The organism is Prochlorococcus marinus XMU1405, from assembly GCF_017696275.1.
Classification (GTDB): domain Bacteria; phylum Cyanobacteriota; class Cyanobacteriia; order PCC-6307; family Cyanobiaceae; genus Prochlorococcus_A; species Prochlorococcus_A marinus_AB.
Genome location: NZ_JAAORF010000003.1, coordinates 268,956 through 290,235 on the forward strand (window position 1 = coordinate 268,956; position 21,280 = coordinate 290,235).

General features: G+C 31.6%; 22 protein-coding genes. 8 read left to right on the forward strand and 14 right to left on the reverse strand.

Features of this window, described 5'->3' with window-relative positions:
• Positions 1-3 precede the first annotated feature (3 nt).
• Entirely contained in the window at positions 4-597 is a 594-nt protein-coding gene (plsY, locus tag HA148_RS07425) for a glycerol-3-phosphate 1-O-acyltransferase PlsY (protein WP_209131563.1), read from the forward strand.
• On the opposite strand, the gene pyrF is transcribed toward plsY, so the two are convergent.
• Genes pyrF through HA148_RS07440 form a run of 3 tightly spaced genes read right to left on the reverse strand, consistent with a single transcriptional unit; the run spans position 581 to position 2,897 of the window.
• A complete protein-coding gene (pyrF, locus tag HA148_RS07430) occupies positions 581-1,309 on the reverse strand; it encodes an orotidine-5'-phosphate decarboxylase (protein ID WP_209131565.1) in 729 nt (242 codons plus the stop codon). The two genes, plsY and pyrF, sit on opposite strands and share 17 nt — an antisense overlap.
• Positions 1,310-1,315: 6 nt before the next feature.
• On the reverse strand, positions 1,316-2,554 hold the full coding sequence (gene tyrS, locus HA148_RS07435) for a tyrosine--tRNA ligase (RefSeq protein ID WP_209131567.1): 1,239 nt from the start codon (positions 2,552-2,554) through the stop codon (positions 1,316-1,318).
• Between the two features lie 19 nt (positions 2,555-2,573).
• Complete coding sequence (locus HA148_RS07440) at positions 2,574-2,897, reverse strand: DUF1825 family protein (RefSeq protein ID WP_025882165.1); 324 nt, start codon at positions 2,895-2,897, stop codon at positions 2,574-2,576.
• Positions 2,898-3,049: 152 nt separating this feature from the next.
• Here HA148_RS07440 and HA148_RS07445 point away from each other — a divergent pair, with 152 nt between their 5' ends.
• On the forward strand, positions 3,050-3,661 hold the full coding sequence (locus HA148_RS07445) for a hypothetical protein (RefSeq protein WP_209131569.1): 612 nt from the start codon (positions 3,050-3,052) through the stop codon (positions 3,659-3,661).
• 24 nt (positions 3,662-3,685) lie between these two features.
• On the forward strand, positions 3,686-5,158 hold the full coding sequence (locus HA148_RS07450) for a leucyl aminopeptidase (protein WP_209131571.1): 1,473 nt from the start codon (positions 3,686-3,688) through the stop codon (positions 5,156-5,158).
• A gap of 12 nt (positions 5,159-5,170) precedes the next feature.
• Here HA148_RS07450 and msrA read toward each other — a convergent pair whose 3' ends face one another.
• The 7 genes from msrA to purC are packed head-to-tail and all read right to left on the reverse strand — an operon-like array spanning position 5,171 to position 12,038.
• The gene (gene msrA, locus HA148_RS07455; RefSeq protein ID WP_209131573.1) at positions 5,171-5,773 is read right to left on the reverse strand and encodes a peptide-methionine (S)-S-oxide reductase MsrA; all 603 of its coding nucleotides are present in this window, start codon (positions 5,771-5,773) and stop codon (positions 5,171-5,173) included.
• A 16-nt stretch (positions 5,774-5,789) separates the two neighbouring features.
• Positions 5,790-6,968 carry a lipid-A-disaccharide synthase gene (gene lpxB / locus HA148_RS07460; RefSeq protein WP_209131575.1) on the reverse strand — a complete coding sequence of 393 codons (1,179 nt, stop codon included), beginning with the start codon at positions 6,966-6,968 and terminating at the stop codon, positions 5,790-5,792.
• Positions 6,965-7,807, reverse strand: coding sequence for an acyl-ACP--UDP-N-acetylglucosamine O-acyltransferase (lpxA, locus tag HA148_RS07465; RefSeq protein ID WP_209131578.1), 843 nt, complete (start codon positions 7,805-7,807; stop codon positions 6,965-6,967). Before lpxA ends, lpxB begins: the two co-directional genes overlap by 4 nt.
• 4 nt (positions 7,808-7,811) lie before the next feature.
• Positions 7,812-8,270 (reverse strand): 3-hydroxyacyl-ACP dehydratase FabZ, encoded by a 459-nt coding sequence (fabZ, locus tag HA148_RS07470; RefSeq protein ID WP_209131580.1) that lies wholly within the window; start codon positions 8,268-8,270, stop codon positions 7,812-7,814.
• Between the two features lie 17 nt (positions 8,271-8,287).
• Positions 8,288-9,124 carry a UDP-3-O-acyl-N-acetylglucosamine deacetylase gene (gene lpxC / locus HA148_RS07475; protein ID WP_209131582.1) on the reverse strand — a complete coding sequence of 279 codons (837 nt, stop codon included), beginning with the start codon at positions 9,122-9,124 and terminating at the stop codon, positions 8,288-8,290.
• Complete coding sequence (locus HA148_RS07480) at positions 9,125-11,263, reverse strand: BamA/TamA family outer membrane protein (RefSeq protein ID WP_209131584.1); 2,139 nt, start codon at positions 11,261-11,263, stop codon at positions 9,125-9,127.
• A gap of 46 nt (positions 11,264-11,309) precedes the next feature.
• A complete protein-coding gene (gene purC, locus HA148_RS07485) occupies positions 11,310-12,038 on the reverse strand; it encodes a phosphoribosylaminoimidazolesuccinocarboxamide synthase (protein ID WP_209131587.1) in 729 nt (242 codons plus the stop codon).
• A gap of 136 nt (positions 12,039-12,174) precedes the next feature.
• On the opposite strand from purC, the gene purD reads away from it, so the two are divergent.
• Positions 12,175-13,506 (forward strand): phosphoribosylamine--glycine ligase, encoded by a 1,332-nt coding sequence (purD, locus tag HA148_RS07490; RefSeq protein ID WP_209131589.1) that lies wholly within the window; start codon positions 12,175-12,177, stop codon positions 13,504-13,506.
• Between the two features lie 4 nt (positions 13,507-13,510).
• On the forward strand, positions 13,511-15,577 hold the full coding sequence (locus tag HA148_RS07495) for a HAMP domain-containing sensor histidine kinase (protein ID WP_209131591.1): 2,067 nt from the start codon (positions 13,511-13,513) through the stop codon (positions 15,575-15,577).
• Here HA148_RS07495 and kaiC read toward each other — a convergent pair.
• Both kaiC and kaiB read right to left on the reverse strand, forming a co-directional pair.
• The gene (gene kaiC, locus HA148_RS07500; protein WP_209131593.1) at positions 15,574-17,103 is read right to left on the reverse strand and encodes a circadian clock protein KaiC; all 1,530 of its coding nucleotides are present in this window, start codon (positions 17,101-17,103) and stop codon (positions 15,574-15,576) included. The two genes, HA148_RS07495 and kaiC, sit on opposite strands and share 4 nt — an antisense overlap.
• A gap of 71 nt (positions 17,104-17,174) precedes the next feature.
• Entirely contained in the window at positions 17,175-17,492 is a 318-nt protein-coding gene (gene kaiB, locus HA148_RS07505) for a circadian clock protein KaiB (RefSeq protein ID WP_011376985.1), read from the reverse strand.
• Between the two features lie 146 nt (positions 17,493-17,638).
• On the opposite strand from kaiB, the gene rplU reads away from it, so the two are divergent.
• Entirely contained in the window at positions 17,639-18,079 is a 441-nt protein-coding gene (gene rplU / locus HA148_RS07510; protein WP_209131595.1) for a 50S ribosomal protein L21, read from the forward strand.
• Between the two features lie 9 nt (positions 18,080-18,088).
• Complete coding sequence (gene rpmA, locus HA148_RS07515) at positions 18,089-18,349, forward strand: 50S ribosomal protein L27 (RefSeq protein ID WP_011376987.1); 261 nt, start codon at positions 18,089-18,091, stop codon at positions 18,347-18,349.
• On the opposite strand, the gene HA148_RS07520 is transcribed toward rpmA, so the two are convergent.
• On the reverse strand, positions 18,342-19,016 hold the full coding sequence (locus HA148_RS07520; RefSeq protein ID WP_209131597.1) for a class I SAM-dependent methyltransferase: 675 nt from the start codon (positions 19,014-19,016) through the stop codon (positions 18,342-18,344). The genes rpmA and HA148_RS07520 overlap by 8 nt on opposite strands.
• A gap of 142 nt (positions 19,017-19,158) precedes the next feature.
• On the opposite strand from HA148_RS07520, the gene truB reads away from it, so the two are divergent.
• Entirely contained in the window at positions 19,159-20,076 is a 918-nt protein-coding gene (gene truB, locus HA148_RS07525) for a tRNA pseudouridine(55) synthase TruB (protein WP_209131599.1), read from the forward strand.
• A 3-nt stretch (positions 20,077-20,079) separates the two neighbouring features.
• Here truB and HA148_RS07530 read toward each other — a convergent pair whose 3' ends face one another.
• Positions 20,080-21,255: a SpoIID/LytB domain-containing protein gene (locus HA148_RS07530; protein ID WP_209131601.1), complete on the reverse strand. Its 1,176-nt coding sequence runs from the start codon at positions 21,253-21,255 to the stop codon at positions 20,080-20,082.
• Between the last annotated feature and the right edge of the window lie 25 nt (positions 21,256-21,280).

Here is a 21,280-nt window from a genome sequence, read left to right on the forward strand (position 1 = left end):
TTTATGAATATCTTAATAATTTTTACAAGTTATCTTTTAGGATCACTTCCGACAGGTTTTTTAATTGGAAAATATCTCAAGAATATAGATCTAAGAACTATAGGTTCTGGATCTACAGGTGCCACAAATGTCTTAAGAAATGTTGGGAAATGGCCAGCACTTTTTGTATTTATCATTGACGTTGGGAAAGGGCTTATTGCAGTAAAAATTGCTCAATATTACACAGATCAGGGGTTAATAGAAGTTATAGCAGGGATATCCGCTATCTCAGGACATATTTGGCCAATATGGCTTAGAGGTAAAGGAGGGAAAGCTGTTGCAACTGGATTAGGTATGTTTTTAGCTCTTTCTTGGAAAGTTGGACTTGCATCTCTTGGTATTTTTTTACTAGTCCTAACAAAAACTAAATTTGTTTCTTTATCCAGTATTTCAGCTGCAATCTTACTTCCTATTTTTATGTTTTTTTACCTAGGTAAATTTATGCACTCATATTTTTTCATAAGTTTAATTGTGGCATTATTAGTAATCTGGAAACATAGAACAAACATAACAAGATTGCTTAAAGGAGAAGAATCCAAAATTAATCAGAATCAATAGATTTAAATATTTCTATTAGAGCTTTATTAGGATCTATAGCTTTTGATATTGATCTACCAATGACTAACTTAGAAGCCCCATTATCTATAGCTTCATAAGGAGTCATAATTCTATTTTGATCATCTTTATTGTCAATATTTAATCTGATGCCTGGTGTAATAAGTTCAAAATTTTCCTTATAAATAGATCTCAACATTTTTACCTCCCAAGGGGAACAAACACATCCATCCAATCCGGCATCAAAAGACAATTTTGCAAGTCTCAATACATTTTCTTCAATTGAATTATTTCTATCAAGATCAGTTTGAAAATCTTTAAGAGAAAAGCTTGTTAAAACAGTTATTCCTACAACAAATGGTGCTTTAATACTAACTGAGGTGGCACCTTCTAAAGATGCTTTCTTCGAATCCTTAAGAGCTTTTAGACCTGCTGAAGCATGAATAGAAATTATATCAACCCCTAATTTTGAGACTTGGAAACATGCCGCACGCATGGTATTGGGAATATCATGAAATTTTAAGTCTAAAAAAATTTTTTTATTTAAACCTTTTAATATTTCAATAACTCTTGGACCTTCCCTTACAAAAAGCTCTAAACCAACTTTCACCCACTTAATATTAGGACATTTTTCCAGAAGTAATTTTGCTTGACTTAAATCTAATCCATCAATTGCCAATATTATTTTATCTTCTGAGTTAAATCTTTTATGCATCAATTTTCAGTTTTCAAACCTCTTAATTATTTTTTTTCCAATTTGCAAAATTTTTCCTTCCAAATCATTTTTTGAATTAAAAACTAAATCAGGATTTATTAATTTCTGACTATCAATTTTCACACCCCCGCCTTTAATAGATCTTTTGGATTCACTGCTAGATTTGAAAAGTTTTAGAGCACTTAACAAGTAAAAAAACTTAACTGGAAAAACTACTTCTTTTAAAGAAATCTCTGGAATTTCTCCAACTTTTTCTTTGTTTCCAAGGAATAATTTTTCGCAGTTTGATTGCGCCTTTAATGCTTCTTCTGCCCCATGGAATAAAGTAGTAACTTCTAAAGCCATTCTTCTCTGTAATTCACGAGGATTTGAGTTTTCGAGAAAACTTAAATCTAATTCAGTAAGTAATTCAAAATAGGTAGGTATTATATTATCGGGTACTTTTTCTAATTTTGAATACATAGAAAGAGGATCTTCAGTCAAACCTACGGTGTTAAATTCAGATTTACTCATCTTCTTAACTCCATCTAAACCTGTCAAAATTGGCAAAAGAACTCCAAATTGAGGGTCTTGTTTAAAATGCCTTTGAAGATCTCTTCCTATTGCAATATTAAATTTCTGATCTGTACCTCCAAGCTCAATATCTGATTGAACAACTACCGAATCGTAACCTTGTAATAGTGGATATAAGAATTCATGCAAAGCAATTGGAACTTGCGAAGTGTACCTTTTATTAAATTCCTCCTTAGCTAACATTTGACTAACTGTTGCACTCCCCATTAATTCAATTATCGAATTGAGATTTAATCCTTTTAACCATTCACTGTTATATCTAATTTCTATTCTATCTTTTGAATCAAAATCTAAAATAGATTCATTAGCTGGCTTTCCCATCCCTAGTTGGGTTAAGTATGTTTTTGCATTATCTTTAACTTGTTTTTCCGATAACTGAACTCTTGTTTTATTTTTTCCGGTTGGGTCTCCAATCTGAGCAGTAAAATCACCAATAATTAAAACTGCAATATGTCCATTATCTTGGAATGCCCTAAGTTTTTTAAACAATATGCTGTGCCCAAGATGAATATCTGTTCCAGTGGGATCGATCCCGAGTTTAACCCTTAATTTTTTATTATTTTTTTTCGCATGATCAATTATCTCCGAAAAGTTTTGATCTGTTCCCCTAATTGGAAAATATTCTTCTATTCCTCTTGACAGCCATGATGGCAAAATTAAATTATCTGACATGAAGCTTTAACGGTTAAATTTAAGAAGTTTTATCAAGTTCATCCTTCATTCTTATTAAGGTTTTATTCATCTGATCAAACATTTGATCAGGAGTAATCCCAAATTGGCTTAACTGTGTCTTTAATTGTTCAACTGTCATTTTGGCTTGAAAATCTTCAGACAATTCAAATCTCTTCATAAAAACCTTATAACGATCCATAAGAGTTTCCATTTTTTTTATAAACATTTTTTTCCCTTCTCTGTCAAATTTTCCATAATCAGAGCCTAGTTTCATAAGTTCTTGGTAATCTGTAAAAAGCTTTTTAGCTTCTTCTTGAACGATGTCTGACTCAAAGAATCCCATTTCTATTTTTTTACTTCGCTAGATTAAGGCTCAACTACAAGATAACAAGAATCTTTTAAATTGATTAGAACATTAATAAATTTTAGTTTATAAATAATTCTTTGATTTATATTTTTTCAGAATTAAATTAAATAGATAATGTTTCATAAATATTGGAAAAATTCAACGTAAATAATATTTCAAAGCAAAATAGACAATTTGAATTATTTGGTTCAAATGTAAATACATCAATTAATTTTCAACACTCAAATAATCTAAAGATCAAAGGCGAAATTCTAACTGAATGGAGGAATAGAATCCATAATCACCAATTTAAAATTTCAAAAGATGCTCACAATAAAACTTTGCACCAAACAAGTCTTCCTATAAATACAATTTCCAATGAAAGCAAAATTGATCCATTTTCCCTGCAGCCATTATCATTAAACTTTTGGAGAACCAATCAATATATACACAATGGTCCAGCAATGTATTTTGTAATTGACTCGATGAAAAGTTCTAAAATAATACTTTATATAGGAGAAACAAACATAGCAAATAAAAGATGGAAGGGAGAACATGACTGTAAAAATTACCTCATGAACTACAGAGAAGCCCTAGCCCATAACAACCTCTCAAGTCACCAAGATATTCGTTTTTTCTTAGATGTACCTAAAGAAGTAAAATTAAGACGTAAATTAGAACAGCAACTGATATATTTATGGTTACCCCCTTTTAATAAAGAAACTAGAGATAGGTGGGCAACTACTTTCACAAACAACTAAAAGTTAATTAAAACCATTTTACAAATGCAATTTTCCACATCCCAAAAAAATCTAGATAACTGGCAAGGTGCTTCACTAATTTTTGGGGTTTTAGAAGAAGAAATTGCAAGCCAACTTGAAAACATAAAATTTGTTGTCAACCCAAAATTATTACTAAAAAAAATTACTCAAAAAGAATTCAAAGGAGAAAAAGGAAAAACCTTAAGCTTTGAATTTTTAGATCAAAAATTGGAATCCTTAATCATTGTTGGTCTCGGTAAATCAAAAGACCTAAATAAAAGTGATGTAACAAACTCCATAGGAAATCTAATTAGGAAAACTCTTGATAAAAATGAAAAAATCAGCATCTTGCTACCTTGGGAATTAATAAATGCACATCTGGAAATAAATCAATTAGCAGAGTCTGCCAGATTATCTGCTTATAAGGACAATAGATTCAATAAGAAAAAAGATGAAAAGAAAGTTCTTAAAGAAATAGAGTTTTTAAATTTAAATAAATTTGAGAATATTAGCTTTGAAGAGACAGAAAAAATATGTGAAGGAGTTGAACTAGCTCGAAGACTTGTAGCCGCCCCTCCAAATAGTCTTACGCCCCAGGAAATGTCCATACAAGCTTCTCAAATAGCTGAAGATCATGGTTTGGAATTAAAAATTTTAGAGGCAAAGGAATGTGAAGATTTAGGTATGGGCGCATATTTAGCTGTAGCAAAAGGTTCTGATCTAGATCCTAAATTTATTCATCTTACTTTGAAGTCAGAGGGGCCTATAAAAGAAAAGATTGCGCTTGTTGGGAAGGGTTTAACCTTTGATTCTGGAGGATACAACCTGAAAGTAGGAGCCTCTCAAATTGAGATGATGAAATATGATATGGGCGGAAGCGCAGCAGTTTTAGGAGCAGCAAAAGCACTTGGGGCGATAAAACCAAAAGGACTAGAAATACATTTTATAGTTGCGGCTTGCGAAAACATGATAAATGGTTCTGCAGTGCATCCTGGAGATGTAGTTACGGCTTCTAATGGTAAGACAATTGAAATAAATAACACTGATGCAGAGGGTAGACTCACATTAGCTGATGCTTTAACTTACGCATCCAATTTAAAACCGGATTCAATAATAGATCTCGCCACTTTAACGGGAGCTATTGTTGTTGCATTGGGGAATGATGTAGCTGGATTCTGGAGCAATAATGATGATCTGGCAAATGATCTAAAATCTGCATCAGCTCAGGCTGGAGAAGAATTATGGCAAATGCCTTTACAAAAATCTTATAAAGAAGGGTTAAAGTCTCATATAGCTGATATGAAAAATACAGGACCTAGAGCAGGTGGGTCAATAACTGCTGCTTTATTTTTAGAGGAATTCTTTGATAAAGAGATTAAATGGGCTCATATTGATATTGCTGGGACTTGTTGGACTGATAAGAATAAGGGGATTAATCCATCAGGTGCAACCGGTTTTGGAGTTAAAACTCTTGTTCAATGGATTAAAAATAAATAACTATATTTAAAATCATTTAGTCCAAAGATTTGTTGATCTAGCGTTTTCCCCCCATAATTTATCCAACCTCTGATCTCTCCCACATGAGAATCTATAGAACTTATATTTAATTTCATTTCTCTCAGCAAAATTCTGATGATATTCTTCAGCCAACCAAAATTGACCTTTTGATTTTAGTTCTACAGATATTTTTTCTAATGGTAATCGTAACTCATTAGAGGCTGAAACAATTGCATTTTTTGCATTAGTTTCCTCAATTTCATCTTTGAAAAAGATCACTGGCCTATAAGAATCTCCACGATCACAAAATTGACCCTTGGAATCCAAAGGATCAATATTTCTGAAATAGAGCCTAAGTATCTCAGGTAGAGTTACCAATTGGGAGTCATAGTCGACCAAAACCACTTCCTGATGTCCTTCATGATTTTCGTAAGTAGGATTTTGTAAATCCCCGCCTGAATAGCCACTTTGCACAAAATTTATTCCCTTTAAAGACTCTAAATCATGTTCTAGACACCAAAAACAACCTCCTGCAAGAATCAATTCATCTGCAAAAGCGTTTAAAGGGTTAATAAATATTGAAAGAGTAATTATTAGAGGTAAGAAATATTTCATTTCTTTATTATAAAGTTCAAATAATAGAATGAAGTATCTCTTTAGCAGCTCTCTGGACTACGCCATCTTCACCTAATTCTTTTTTTAAAAAAGCATAACCTTTTTTTATTTTTATTTTTTCAGATTTCCTCTCAAGAATTCTACAAGATTTATAAAAGATTTTCTGTTCATCGAACTCTTTCTGTACAAACTCAGGGATTATTAATTTATTAACTAACAAATTTACAGGGGAAATAAATCTTACTTTGAAATTAAGAATTTTTGTAGCGATAAAAGCAGTTACCCTACTTACTCTATAACCAACAATCTGCGGGATTCCATATAAAGCTAATTCCATATTAACTGTACCAGATTTACAAAAAGCAATTTTAGTGAGCGAATAAATATAAGGCTTTAATTTTGCACTATCTTTTTGAGAAATCACAAGTCCTTTAACTTGATATTTACTAAAAGCTTGTTTAAATATTTCATCAAACGGCCTCCGACAAGAGGGAATGTAGACAACCAAACTTGGATATTTTTGTTGTAATTTTTTTGCTGCTCTCATAAAAGTAGGTAATACATATCGTAATTCTTGAGGTCTTGATGCGGGCATCAAAAGTAGGATGTTTTGATTAGAGCGAAGGTTGAGAATAGTTCTGGCATCCTTCTTTAGAGGAAGTTTTTTTGTCAAATCAATCATTGGATGTCCAACCCAAAAAACATTTCCGCCTCTCTTTTTATAGAATGCAGCTTCTTTCTTGAAAATCGCGAAAATTTTATCTGAAAATTTTATGAGATTTGTTGTAGTATTATTGCCAATTCTCCAAGCCCACTCTTGAGGAGCAATATAATAAAAAATTGGAATTTTAGTATTCGATCTCTTTAATTTAGTTCCAATTTTTATATTTGGGCCCATATAGTCAATCAGAATTAAGCAATCCGGGGGATATTTTTTTAGTAATTTATAAAACCTTTTTTGAATTCTTATTGTTGGAAGAATAAGAGGTAAAGCCTCCCAAATCCCTATCGCACTTATTGATGTCGTATCTTGAAGAATTTTTACACCTTCTTTCTTCATCCTTTCCCCGCCTAATCCGCAAATTTCTAAATCTATGGATTTTTTTTTAGCTTCCTCTAATAATGCTTTTGATAACAAACTTCCATGCAAATCACCAGAGACTTCTCCAGTACTTATAAATATCTTTTTATTCATAAATTCACTACAGGCATTGGTCCTCGTCTTTCTTTAGATATTGACTCTTTTAAGAAATAACATAATTTTGAAGATGAAATATCTAATTGTCCTGTCATTACTTTTTCTAATGAATTTGAAATCGCATCATTAGATTTAAAAAGTAGATTCCAGGTATTTTGAAGTAACTTCAAGTCAAAATCTTTATTTTCCATTAAACCGCTTCTTTTAATTCCAATCCTATTCAAACCCCTCAATCTTCCTGGATGCCCTTCTGCCAAACAAAAAGGAGGTACATCTCTATCTACTCTAGTCATTCCTCCAATCATTGCTAAATATCCAATATGTACAAATTGATGAATACCTAAACAACCGCCGATAATAGCTTTATCTTCAATCTTTACATGGCCCGCAACTTGGACACTATTTGATAAAACTATCCTATTACCAAGTTCGCAATTATGGCCGATGTGAGTATAAGCCATCAACAAATTATTATTGCCAATAATAGTTTTTTCTCCTTCATCAGTTGCTTTATTAATAGTTACACATTCTCTAAAAGTATTATTATCTCCAATAATTACTTCAGTAAGAGCTCCTTTATATTTAAGGTCTTGGGGATCCAGACCTATAAAAACACTTGGGAAAACTTTATTATTTATACCAATTTTAGTTCTTCCTGAAATAACAGCATTCGGTCCTATTTCGGTTCCTTTGCCAATAGTCACATTAGGACCGACTATAGCTCCTTGAGAGATAATAACTCCATCATGTAATTCTGCTCTTGGATCAACAAATGCATTTGGGTGCACTTTTACACCCCTAAAACTTGTTTTTAATTCAGTATTTTTATTATCCATATCCCTAATCAACTAAAGAAAACATTAATTCTCCAGCACAAACCAACTTCCCATCAACATGTGCCTCACCTTTAACCTTCCCAAATCTTTGTCTTTTAATAGACAATAACTCACAAGAAATTATCAATTGATCTCCAGGCACAACTGGTTTTCTGAATTTAACATTATTGATACCAGCAAATACAAAAAGTCCTTTAGGAAGATCGGGCATTTGCGTAACAATTATTCCACCAACTTGAGCCATTGATTCAACAATAAGAACCCCAGGCATCAAGGGTCTCTCAGGAAAATGTCCCTGAAATTGAGGCTCATTTATAGTTACATTTTTTACTGCAACAGCCCTCTCCCCAGGAATATGTTCTATTACTTTATCCACAAGAGCAAAAGGATATCTATGAGGTAACAAACCTAATATTTGCTCAGAGGAAAGTTGACTATTTTCACTGGATAATTTATTTTCCAAAACAATAAAAGTTTAAGTTAATTTTTTAGCGATGAGGCCAATAGAGCATTTAAGGAATGTGATCCTTTATAAACTAATATTTGAGCCTTAGGTAACCCTACCAAAGCCAAGTCCCCAATAAGGTCTAAAATTTTATGTCTTATTGGTTCATCATCAAATCTTAATGGTGGATTAACCCATTCATCACCATCACAAACAAGGGCATTTTCTAAACTTCCTCCTTTTATTAATCCAAGTTCACTTAATTCTTGAAATTGATCCTTAAACCCAAATGTTCTTGCTGGAGCTATCATTTCAACGAAACTTTTTGGATTTAAATCAATCACAAACGTTTGATTTCCAATTGCTTTATAGGAAAAACTTATAGTAGATACGATTGTAGTTTTTTGGGCAGGAGTTGCTGCTATGACAGAACCCTCTTTGTTTAAAATTATTGATTTATTAATTTCTCGAAAAAAATTATCTGGTTTAGGTGCCTTTTTTATACCTACTTTTTCAAAATCTCTAACCCACTGAATTGCAGATCCATCTAAAAGCGGGATCTCTTTCCCATCAACCTCAATATGTATATAACTTAACCCGCAACCTGCCATTGAAGATAATAAATGTTCAATAGTATATAAATTTCTCCCTCCTAATTTAACAGCTGTACAAAGCATGGTACTTCCAATTAAATCTTGAGTTAGCTTAAAAATCTCATTAGGTTTATCTTTCCACGAAACATAATATCCTTCTTTTTCATAAGAAGAAATTGTAACTCTTGTTTTTTCACCGCTATGAAGACCTATACCCTCTCTCGAGATAACACCAGCTAAGGTATAGCAAGAATCATAATTAGTAGGCCAAGAAAACACTTAAAACTTCCATCCAACTCCAAGTGTATATCTCCAATCTCCACTTAAGTCTTTACTAGCAACATCTAATCTTAATGGACCAATTGGCGTTTTAACTCCAACTCCTGCTCCGAGAGAATAACCAGAACCTGATTTTTGCAATAATTTACCAGGTTTTCCAGGAACATCTTTTTGGGAGTTTAAATCACTTCCTGCATCAACGAATAAAGCTCCTGATATCATTTTCCAAACAGGAAATCTATATTCTACTGTGCCTTCAACATAACTTCTACTTACAGCCAAATCACAAGATCCCCAACCTCTAACAGATGATGTCCCTCCCATACAAAATGCTTCATAAGGAGGTAATTCTCCAATAATAGTTCCAGCCTTAAATTGAAAACCAATAACTTGAGGACAATCTTCACTATTAGCATTATTAGACTTACAGGCTTTGGTTAAATTTATCAATTTTGTTGGTATGAAGTATGAATATGAAGATCTCATTCTATTAAAAGTTGGGGAGTTTTCCCCCATTGATACAAACTGTTCGGTTCCAAAACTAAATTTATTTCCTGAAGTTGGGTTTACTGAATTATTCAAATTATTTCTAGAAGAACTCGCAACAAAACTTACCAATGTATTTTCTGCAGGACATGACAAGTCATTTGGAGTAAATCCAATACAAATAATTTCACTTATATTATTTTTGGTTGTAGTTGGCGTCATATCACCATAAGGTTTTTTATTTCCATCACTATCAATCATCTTTACTTTCTTAATATTCATCCCGGCAAGAACTCTCCATTTGGATAACTTAAATGGATCTCCACCATTTAAAGGCCTTGAGAAAGAAAAACCACCTCCTGTTTTTTCTAAAACTATTGATGAAAAAGTATCAGAACTAGATGGTGTTTTATTATCAACAGCATATATTCTCCCATTATTGTCACTCTTAAATTCTTGTGGATAATCTCTACTTAGAAAAACATTTGTTCTAAAAGAAGTCCTATGCTTATCCCCTTTAATCCACGGATCATATAAAGAAAAATTATAAGTTGTTGAATATTCTCCAAAATTCAGGTTGATATTTGAAGACCAAGCTCTACCAAATGCATTTGTTTCCTGCAAACCAATTTGTGCAAAGATCCCTGAGCTATTAGCATAACCAATACCGCCTGTTAAAGAGCCTGTTCTTTGCTCACTTAAGTCTAAAAAAATTATGACTTGTCCAGGATTTGAATTATCAGGACCAAGAGATACCTTAACATCATCAAAAAGTGAGGTTGCATATAGCCTTTTAATATCAGCTTCTAAAATTTTTCTATTGAATATTTCACCAGGTTGTGTTTTTAGCTCTCTTTTTATAACCCAATCTTTTGTTTTTCCTTTTCTGGGTTTCCCATCAACCGAAGATTCTCCATCAGCCCCCTGAAATCTTAACTGAATATCAGATACGATACCCTCAGAAACATTTAAAACAATTATTCCGTCTTCAGAGATTCTTTCTGGACCATTAATTCTTGCCAAAGAATAACCATCATTTTCATAACGTTTTTTTATTATTTCAATTTTATTCTGTAATTCATTTAAATTAAGTGTTGTCCCGTAATAATTATTAAAAACACCATCTATATATTCCTCAGAAACCACAGATTTGATTGGTTTAAGTTCAACTTTTTTCAAAATTGGATTAGGCACTACATTTACTATTAGTCTTACTCCTAATGGCCCATCTTGAGACTTTATTTTAACTCCTGAAAACCAACCACTAGCATATATTGAATTAAGATCTCGATTTAAAATTTGATTATTAACAATACTTCCTGGCTTTATACTCATAGATTCATATGCAGCCAATTCAAGTTTTCTACCCTCAGGGTGATTTTCCCAACCTTCAATAATGATTTCTGAGATAAGAACACTCCCTTCATTGGAATTTTTTTTGTTTTCTGCAATGAAGAAATTTGTCTCTTGCTTAATATCAAAACCCTGAATCTCACTATTTCCAAAATTTTTTATTTCAAAAGTTTTGATTGATTGCTCAAAATCATTTGGTAAAAATTTTGCAGACAATTCTGAATTGTTTGATACCAAAATTAATGGAGAGCATGCAATATTAGTGAAAAACTTACTAAATTTTAAAAAACGTTTTTGCATAATTTTTTAAATTTAAGATTGAATAAGCATTATTTATTGAATTAAGTTAGATGAAATCATTTATTCTTTGGTTGATTTCACTATAAGCTTCAATTAAACCACCTAAATCATTTCTGAATCTATCTTTGTCTAGACTTACAATTGTATCATTTTTCTGATTGAGATCCCACAATCTACAATTATCAGGACTTATTTCGTCCCCAAGTAGAATTCTATTTTTTGAATCGTAACCAAACTCTAATTTAAAATCTACAAGTTCAAGCTTGATATTTTTAAAAAAATTTTTCAGGATTACATTAATTTTTAAAGTCAAATTTATAATTAAATCTAAATCTTTAGAACTTATTATATTCATTAATGCAATTCTATCTTTAGTAATTAAAGGATCATTAAGCATATCATTTTTAAGGTAAATATCAATTAATGGATTTGCAAATACAGTGCCCGGTTGAATATTAGTCTGTTTACACAAAGAACCATAGGCAGTATTTCTAAGAACAATTTCTAGAGGAATTACTTTTATTTTTCTCGCAATCATTGTATTTTCATCTTTAAGTTCAAGAAAATGAGTTGGAATATTATTTTTTATAAGATATTCAAAAATTCTTGCACTAATTAAGCAATTAAGTTTGCCCTTTCCTTCAAATTTAGCTTTTTTTAGCGCATTAAAAGCTGTAGCATCATCTTTAAATTCAATTATTACTTTATCCGGATCATAATGAGAAAATACTTTTTTTGCTTTACCTTCATATAACAACTTAAATTGATTAGTCATAAATTTTAAACCTCATTTGATTACTAAAAATTCGATTTGTAATTAACATATTTATTAGAGATCAACTTTGCCTGATAGTTTATCTCATTTTAACTGATAATTCATTTAAACCTCATAACCATCAATAAACAAATTTATGAGTATTAATTCAAAAAGTTCTACAAGCATCTCTAGATTAAAAAATATTTTAATAATTGGAAGTGGCGGAAGAGAAAATTCATTAGCTTGGATTATCCAAAAAAATGAAGAAATTAAAAAAATTTATTTAATTCCTGGTAACGCAGGATCAGAAAGAATAAATAAATGTGAAAGGATAAATATTGATATAAACAATAAAAATGAATTAATCAAAAAACTTAATTTTTTAAAAATAGATTTAACTATAATAGGTCCGGAAATTCCTTTAGCAAGGGGATTGGCCGATTTTCTTCGAGAAAAAAACTTTAAAGTTTTTGGTCCTAACAAAGATGGCGCAAAACTCGAATATAGCAAATCTTGGGCAAAGGAATTTATGGAAGAAGCAAATATTCCAACTGCAAAATTTTGGAAGGTTAATTCTATAGAAGAAGCTAAAATAATTATTAACTCATCATCAATACCACTGGTAGTAAAAGCAGATGGTTTAGCTTCAGGTAAAGGTGTATTCATTCCAAATTCAAAAGAGGAATGTTTTAGAGCAGCAGAATCAATCTTCAATGGGAAGTTTGGCAAATCTGGCAATGTGGTAGTTCTAGAAGAAAAAATTAAGGGGCCAGAAGTTTCCGTTTTTGCACTATGTGATGGGAAGAAATATGTACTACTTCCAACCGCACAAGATCATAAACGTCTTAATGAGCAAGATAAAGGTCCAAATACAGGAGGTATGGGCGCTTATTCTCCTGCGCCACTATTAACGGAAGATTATCTTGATAAAATCATCAAAGAAATAATTGAACCTACAATTAGTGAATTAAAGAAAAAAAATATTGATTATAGAGGTGTTATTTATTTTGGATTAATGATCACAAAATCAGGTCCAAAAGTTATAGAATATAATTGCAGATTTGGTGATCCAGAATGCCAAACAATTATGCCATTGATGGATCATAATTTTGTAAATCTTTTAGAAAAATGTGCAATGGGAAATCTTAGTGGTAATGAAAAAATTAATACCTTTGATAAGGTAAGTGGTTGTGTAATAGCTACTTCAAAGGGTTACCCTCATGAATATAAAACAGGATTCCCAATAGTGATAGGTAAAATTGATTCAAGTGATTTTCAAATTTTCGACTCAGGCACCTCGCTTAGCAATAATGGGGAATTATTAACTGATGGAGGTAGAGTTTTAAGCATTGTTTGTCAAGATAAAGATTTTGATATGGTTTTTGAAAAAGCATACAAAAATTTAAAAGAAATCAATTTTGATGGGATTTACTTTAGAAAAGATATTGGTCATCAAGTAAGGAGAAAATATTCTAAGGAGAATTAAGTTTATGGTAGATACCAATACTCGAGAGAATAGAGAATATGACATTACAGATAATGAGGATTCTTATAATAATTACTGGATTAACAGAATTCTTATTTGGTGGAGCGGGTTTAGTTTAAGAACAAAATTGTTAGCAATAGCAACTTTAGTTGTAAGTCTATTAATGACAGGAATAACTTTTTTTGCACTAAATAGTATCCAAAGAGATGCAGGTATGAATGATACTAGGTATGCCCGTGATCTTGGATTATTGTTATCTGGGAATGTCACAGAACTAGTTGCTAATAACCAAAAAAAAGAAATTTCAAATGTTGCTGAAAAGTTTTGGAGATCAAGTCGTAATCTACGTTACATATTTTTTACTGATGCAGAAGATATAGTTCAACTTGGCATACCTATTAGTGCCACACCAACGAGTTCAGATAGTCAGTTCCAGCTAACTAGAAGATTAAAACTACCATCAGAATTAAAGAAAAGACCACAATTCCCTTTAGTTAGACAACATTCCACTCCTCAGGGCCAAGTAACAGATGTATTTGTTCCCATGTTGTGGAAAGGGAAATATCTAGGAACTTTAGCTTTAGGAGTTACCCCTAATAAAAAAGCCTTAGCCAGTGCTGCACTTACAAGAGAAGTAACAATAGCTGTTTTTATCTCTATTTGGGTATTGGTAATACTAGGAGCTGTATTCAATGCTCTTACAATTACTAGACCTGTAAGGGAATTAGTAAGAGGTGTTAGAGAAATTTCAAAAGGTAACTTTAAATCCAGAATTTCTTTACCTATGACGGGAGATCTTGGAGAACTTTTAAATGGATTTAACCGAATGGCTACCCAATTAGAAAATTATGACGAGGCAAACATTGAAGAACTCAAAGCCGCTCAAATAAAACAGCAATCACTTATTGCCACTATGGCTGATGGTGCAATTTTATTAGATTCCAAGGGCAAAATTGTACTTACTAATCCAACTGCAAAAAGATTATTTCGTTGGGAAGGAAGATTTTTAGAAGGCAAATATTTTTTAAATGAGATCCCTGAAATCCTATCTAATGACTTACATACTAATGTAGAATCAATCTTAAATAGAGAAAAGGAAAAAGATGATTTAAGGTTTAGTTTAGGAGAACCTGCTAGAACTTTAAGAATTGTATTACAGTCAGTATTAGATACCAATAAAGTTGAATTAAAAGGAATTGCCGTTACAATTCAAGATCTTACAAGAGAAGTTGAACTAAATGCGGCTCAAAACAGATTTATTAGTAATGTTTCGCATGAATTAAGGACACCACTTTTTAATATTAAAAGTTACGTAGAAACACTACATGATTTAAAAGATCAGCTATCTAATGAAGAACAAATAGAATTTCTTGGAATTGCCAATTCAGAGACTGATAGGTTAACAAGGCTTGTTAATGATGTACTAGATTTATCAAGATTAGAGTCAGGGAAAATAATTCAACTAGAAGAAATGGATATAAAACCTGCAATTGAACAGACTTTGAGAAATTATAGACTTAACGCTACAGAAAAAAACGTCTCATTAGGTCATGATATAGAAGAAACTATCCCTTCAATTCTTGGAAACTTTGACTTACTTTTACAAGTCTTTGATAATTTGCTTGGGAATGGATTGAAATTTAGTCCAAAAAATAGCAACCTAATGATAAGAGCTTACACTTGGCCAGATTCTTGCCCTGCTTTTCCTCCAAATAATAACAAAGATAGCGCACCTCAATGCGAGTTAGTCTCGCCATTGCCAAAAGTAAGAATTGAGATTGCTGATACAGGTTCTGGAATATCTCAAGCTGATCAAGAGAAAATTTTTGACCGTTTTTATAGAGTGGAAAATGCTGTTCATACTGAGCAAGGAACAGGTTTGGGATTATCTATAGTTAGAGGAATAATTGAAAAACATGGCGGAGAAATTCGAATGGCGAGTGAATTAGGTGTTGGAACAACCTTCTGGTTTGATTTAGCTTTAGCACAATCTGATAAAGATGAATTATTGACTCAGACTATTAATAATTCTGATAATTTTTCCGGCTCTGAAGTTACTAAAATTATTTAATTATTATCTAATCCTTTAAAAACATTCTGAATATTTTGATCAGGAACTACTCTATGAGGGGCCCCACTAAATATTTGTTCGAAATTAGAAAAAGAATCTTTTATTTCTGGACCTTTATTTGTAATAATAAATTCTCTTATTCGTTTATCATGCCATGATCCACGCATTTTAAAAACATTTAAAGCTCTTGCCATTTCTCCTTTTATTTCTACATATTGAAGCAATAGGATAGTATCTGTAATTGTTGATATGTGAGAATCAGTTATAGAATGGCTTCCCATGAACTCTTCTGCAGTATTAGTAAAGAAGCCTGCTATCTCCTCTTGCTTTGTGTAACCAGTAACTGCAATGACAAACTGTCTAAATGCATTCAAACTTACACCTCTAGCTAATGCGGAGAGAGAATCAATTGCCATTCTTTTTGGTTTAAATTGATTAATCTGTGTTTTTATTATTTGCAAGTGATCTTCTAAACCAGTTGATTCAGGATATGCACAAATAATTTTTAGTAAACCATCACTTTCCATTTTTTCGAAATCTATTCCCCAACTAGTAGCATTCCTTAGCAATTGAGCCCTAGATTCTTCATATGCAAAAAGTATTGCTCTTTCATTGTTGTTATAAGCATCTTCAACAAATTTTGATACGAGCATCGTCTTACCTGTACCAGTAGCTCCTGTGGCTAGGATGATGGAATCTTGAAAATATCCTCCCCCACACATATCATCAAGATCTTTAACTCCAGAGCTAATCCTAATATTTGATGATCTCTGCGTTAATCTCATTGCTCCAAGAGCAAAAACACTAATACCATCCATTCCCATAGTGAATGGATATTCACCTTTCATATGTACAGTGCCTCTTAACTTCAAAACTTCTAGGGTTCTTCTTCTCTTCTCTGACTCAAGAACATTTCTTAATAAGACAACATTATCTGATACAAATTCTTCTACTCCATATCTAGCGATTGGTCCGTAATCATCAACCCTTTCTGTAGTCATAACAGTCGTCACACCAATTTCCTTTAATCTTGCTATTAATCTGAATATTTCTCTTCTTACAACGTAAATAGCATCATACTGTTGAAAGACAGCAGTTATTGAATCTATTGCGACTCTTTTAGCTTTATATTTTCTAATTGCATAACTAATTCTCTCAATAAGACCGGACAAGTCAAAATTTCCCGCAACATCCTGACCATCAGGATCAGGAGAAGCGTCTAATATAAAAAGTTTATTTTGATCAATTAATTCTTGCAAATCCCAACCAAAACTTGCAGCATTTCGAATGATATCTAAAGGAGACTCCTCAAATGTGACAAAGATCCCAGGCTCATCAAAATTACAAATTCCATGGTGTAAATACTGAAGGGAAAACACAGTTTTACCAGTACCTGATGTGCCACTTACAAGTGTACTTCGTGATACGGGCAACCCACCTCTACAAACATCATCAAAACCTTCTATGCCAGTAGGTAATTTTTGGACTTGCATTTTATCTGATTTGCCAAATTTCTTATCTTTCATGGTTTTGTGCTAAAGAAACTTAAATCAAAATAAACATAAAGTTTATTTTTATTATAAAAGTTTTATAGATATTATTTATCTCCACTATATTCAGTTTCAGTTAATTCATCAAAAAGCAGATCCAAACCTATTAAAACTTTCTCTCTATCTGAAAGATCACCAATTATTCTTCTTACTGGTGGAGGTAAAATCTTAGCTAGAGTTGGGGTAGCCAAAATCTTATCTTCTTCTGCAAGTTGTGGTTGCTTTAGTACATCGATAACCTTCAAGGCATAAACTCCTTTAAATTCATTTTCTAAAATTTCTCTTAAAGTATTTAAAGCTCTCATTGAATTAGGAGTATTTCCAGCAACATAGAGTTTTAAAATATATGTTTTTCTTGCTGCCATTCTTATGAATCCTAAAATTGATATAAAAAAGATTTAAAACATCTCTTGACTTATTACACTACAAAATAAGAAAATAAACAAACCATTATGATTGCTTATTTGGCTTAATCAAATTTTAAATTTGAGCCTTATAGCGTCTTTAAGCCATGACAAACTCAAAAAAATCTTCAAACAATTCTTCTAACGGTAATGAATTGTACGCGATAGCAGAAACTTCCGGTCAACAATTTTGGTTCGAAGTTAACAGATACTATGACATTGACAGGTTAAATGCAAAAGAGAAAGATAAAATAACGCTAGAAAAAGTTTTACTTTTAAAAGACAAAGACTCAATCACTGTTGGAAAACCTTACGTTAAAGATGCAAAAATTGAATTAGAAGTAGTCTCCCATAAAAGAGATAAGAAAATTCTTGTATACAAAATGCGTCCGAAAAAAAAGACAAGAAGAAAAATGGGGCATAGGCAAGAACTTACAAGAGTTATGGTAAAATCTATATCAATAGGTAAAGCAGATCCTAAGGCTTCTTCAAAAAAAGAAACTATTAAAAAGGAAACTAAACCAAAATCCGAAAAATCTACAAAGTAATCATTTCTAATGGCACATAAAAAAGGAACAGGTTCTACAAGAAACGGTCGAGATTCAAATTCCAAAAGATTGGGTGTCAAAGCCTATGGAGGAGAAAAAGTAACTGCTGGATCAATTTTAATTCGCCAAAGAGGTACATCCTTTTTGCCAGGAATCAATGTTGGGAAAGGTAAAGATGACACCCTTTTTGCTCTTAAAGAAGGAACAGTAAGTTTCGAAAGCATTAAAAGAAATTTAAGAAATAGAAAAAGAGTTAATGTTGTCATCTAATTTTCTTATAAGCTCTTGTAGTTATAAGAATAGGATGAAATACTTCTAAAAAATTTGATTGAAGAGTCTCAAAAAACTTTTCAACAATTCGAATGTCGTCGATATGAAACGGATATTCATTTTTTTCTCCCTTAAAAAAATACCAATTAAATAAAGCAATAGAATTAGGATCCATAAACTCATTGAAAATCTCAATTTGAGAAGCTGGATCAGCAAGATGTTCCAAAACATCTAGACAAATTATCGTATCAAATTTAGATATTTGCGTGTCTTTAATTGTCTTGCAAAAAGTAAGTTTTTTTTCGACTCCTAATTTCTTAGCCCTATATTCAACAAAGTTTCTATTTGTCTCATTAATATCTACAAAAAAAACATGCTCAACTTTTGAAGACATAGCGTTAGCTAGGGCATGCGTTCCAATACCTCCTCCAAAATCTAAAACCAAATTTCTAGAAAATCTCTGCTGAAGTTTTAAAGTATCAGCGATGTAGTCCTTGCTCGTGATATGCCAAGCAGCTAAATCAGCTACATGCCGATCTCCAACTATTTCAGTATAAAAATCTGAAACATCATTCAAAGCATCTCCAGGATGTGAATTTGCTAAATTAATCTTTGCATTTGCGAGGAATCCATCTAAATCACATTCTTTAATAGATAAGTATTCCATTAAATGTGATTTCAAATTAAAAGCATTATCTAAAAACTCTTTTAAAATAAAATTATTGTTTTTCAATTTTTTTCTCTAAATTTCCAATATCAAAATCATAGGATGGTTATAAATCTTTCTCAAAGTATTCTTAATATTAAAAATGGAAACTAAAGATGGATTCTTAGTAATTAATAAAGATAAAGGATGTACTTCACATGATTGTGTTAAACAAATAAGGAAGTTACTTAATACGAAAAAGGTCGGTCACACAGGAACTCTTGACCCAGAAGTTATAGGAATATTACCAATCGCGATAGGCAGTGCAACAAGATTTATTCAATATCTCCCTCAGGATAAAACTTACATAGGACAAATTAAATTAGGGATAAGAACTAACACTGATGATATACACGGAGAAATAATTAATCAAAAAAGTTGGCCTAAAATCAGTGATGAAAAATTAGATCAATACTTAAATAGATTTAGAGGAATTATTAAACAAATTCCGCCGAAAGTATCTAGTGTGCATGTTAATGGTGAGAGAGCTTATAAGAAATCTTTCAGGAATGAAGTTTTTGAATTAGCACCAAGAGAAGTAAAAATAGACGAACTTACTTTAATGAAATGGGACCAAATAAACGGAATCATAGAAATAAAAATCAAATGTTCAGCTGGCACATACATAAGAGCAATTGCAAGAGATTTAGGCGAAATTCTTAATTCCGAGGGTTGCCTTCTACAACTAAAAAGAATTTCAGCTTGTGGCTTCGATGAACAAAACTCGATAAAAATATCTGATATCGAAAAAGGTAAAAAAAACTCGAAAAATTTCATTATTCCAACAATTTCTGCTCTTAATCACATTTCATCATTTGTCTTAAGTACCGAAGAACAAATCAATTTTTGGCAAACAGGAAGAGCAATAAGAGTTGATTTTAATTACTTCCAGGAAAACAAATCTTTTGACTACAAAAAACCCATAAAAGTAATAGATAAAAAACAAATACTTCTTGGGATAGGTTTCTTAAATGAAGAGCAATCTAATATAAATCCAAAATTAGTCCTTAATGCTAAATAACTTCTATAGGTAATCTTTTCTAAAAGGTTTAATCTGCACACCCTTATAAAAATGCTTTAATATTCTTTCAGCTTTTTGGCCTCTAGACGCCAGATATTTAGCCCCCCACTGACTCATTCCTACTCCATGACCTGATCCTTGTCCAAAAACTATCAAACCTTTATTTATAGGAAAATCATTGTTTAATTCTTCCTCAAAAAATTTAAATCTCATAAAATTACTGTTCAGACCTAATCTTTTTCTGAAAGCTACCCCAGACATTTGATCAGAACCATAAGCCCCATTAAGTTTTAAATTTTTTACCCTCCCTGTACTAGTAATATCTATAATCTCTATATTTTTTAAACCTCCAATCTTTGGAAATAGATTTATCAATTCATTACTCGAAATTTTTTTTTGCCATCTAAATTTTGGATTATTTTTATCAAAATCTTTCACACTTGATAAATATGGATATTTATTCTTCCATACATCTTCACTATTTTCTGTCATTCCTCCTGAGCTGCTATGAAACAAAGCATTAATTAATTTATTTTTATAAGTTAAAACCAAAGATCTTGTACTTTTAACAGCTCTGATTGTTTTATAAGTTCTTGACTCCAAGCCATTGTAGACTTGATTTTTCTGGGTTGAATCTATATCAAATAAATTATTTCCCTTTTGCTTTAAGGCATAAGTTCTAGAGGCAATTGCTTGTGCCTTTAACGCTTCAATAGGCCATTTTGTTGGCATCTCTGAACCCACTACGCTACTTAGGTATTTTTCTATTCCTAAAATATTGACTACCAATATTTCAGAATCAAGTATAAAGAGATTAAGTTTACCAGAAAACCTCTTCTGACCTACCCATATACCTCTTCCATCAGAAGATCTAACTTGAAATTTTTGGTTACTTTTTAAGTCATATTTTTTTTGTTTATTTTTATCAAAATATAAAATTTTTCTATTTTTCTCGTTTTTCAAAGTTAAACCTTTTATTTTTTTACTTGAAAATAATTTCCCCTCTATGGTTAAAGGAATTGATCTATCTGATCTGATCCTTAAATTATTACTCTTTGATATCAAAACTCTAATTATTGGCTCTTTAGAAGCAAAAACTCTATCACTCGGAAAAACGCAAATAAATAAAATGCTAATAAAGCAATATTTAATATAATTATTTTTTAATTTAAGTATCACTTTGTTTAAAAACAAATGCTTAATT

Excerpts from the sequence above, each read along its gene's own strand:
- plsY (WP_209131563.1), top strand. The coding sequence starts at position 4 with ATGAATATCTTAATAATTTTTACAAGTTATCTTTTAGGATCACTTCCG.
- pyrF (WP_209131565.1), bottom strand. The coding sequence starts at position 1,309 with ATGCATAAAAGATTTAACTCAGAAGATAAAATAATATTGGCAATTGAT.
- tyrS (WP_209131567.1), bottom strand. The coding sequence starts at position 2,554 with ATGTCAGATAATTTAATTTTGCCATCATGGCTGTCAAGAGGAATAGAA.
- HA148_RS07440 (WP_025882165.1), bottom strand. The coding sequence starts at position 2,897 with ATGGGATTCTTTGAGTCAGACATCGTTCAAGAAGAAGCTAAAAAGCTT.
- HA148_RS07450 (WP_209131571.1), top strand. The coding sequence starts at position 3,686 with ATGCAATTTTCCACATCCCAAAAAAATCTAGATAACTGGCAAGGTGCT.
- msrA (WP_209131573.1), bottom strand. The coding sequence starts at position 5,773 with ATGAAATATTTCTTACCTCTAATAATTACTCTTTCAATATTTATTAAC.
- lpxB (WP_209131575.1), bottom strand. The coding sequence starts at position 6,968 with ATGAATAAAAAGATATTTATAAGTACTGGAGAAGTCTCTGGTGATTTG.
- lpxA (WP_209131578.1), bottom strand. The coding sequence starts at position 7,807 with ATGGATAATAAAAATACTGAATTAAAAACAAGTTTTAGGGGTGTAAAA.
- HA148_RS07480 (WP_209131584.1), bottom strand. The coding sequence starts at position 11,263 with ATGCAAAAACGTTTTTTAAAATTTAGTAAGTTTTTCACTAATATTGCA.
- purC (WP_209131587.1), bottom strand. The coding sequence starts at position 12,038 with ATGACTAATCAATTTAAGTTGTTATATGAAGGTAAAGCAAAAAAAGTA.
- purD (WP_209131589.1), top strand. The coding sequence starts at position 12,175 with ATGAGTATTAATTCAAAAAGTTCTACAAGCATCTCTAGATTAAAAAAT.
- HA148_RS07495 (WP_209131591.1), top strand. The coding sequence starts at position 13,511 with ATGGTAGATACCAATACTCGAGAGAATAGAGAATATGACATTACAGAT.
- kaiC (WP_209131593.1), bottom strand. The coding sequence starts at position 17,103 with ATGAAAGATAAGAAATTTGGCAAATCAGATAAAATGCAAGTCCAAAAA.
- kaiB (WP_011376985.1), bottom strand. The coding sequence starts at position 17,492 with ATGGCAGCAAGAAAAACATATATTTTAAAACTCTATGTTGCTGGAAAT.
- rplU (WP_209131595.1), top strand. The coding sequence starts at position 17,639 with ATGACAAACTCAAAAAAATCTTCAAACAATTCTTCTAACGGTAATGAA.
- rpmA (WP_011376987.1), top strand. The coding sequence starts at position 18,089 with ATGGCACATAAAAAAGGAACAGGTTCTACAAGAAACGGTCGAGATTCA.
- HA148_RS07520 (WP_209131597.1), bottom strand. The coding sequence starts at position 19,016 with ATGGAATACTTATCTATTAAAGAATGTGATTTAGATGGATTCCTCGCA.
- truB (WP_209131599.1), top strand. The coding sequence starts at position 19,159 with ATGGAAACTAAAGATGGATTCTTAGTAATTAATAAAGATAAAGGATGT.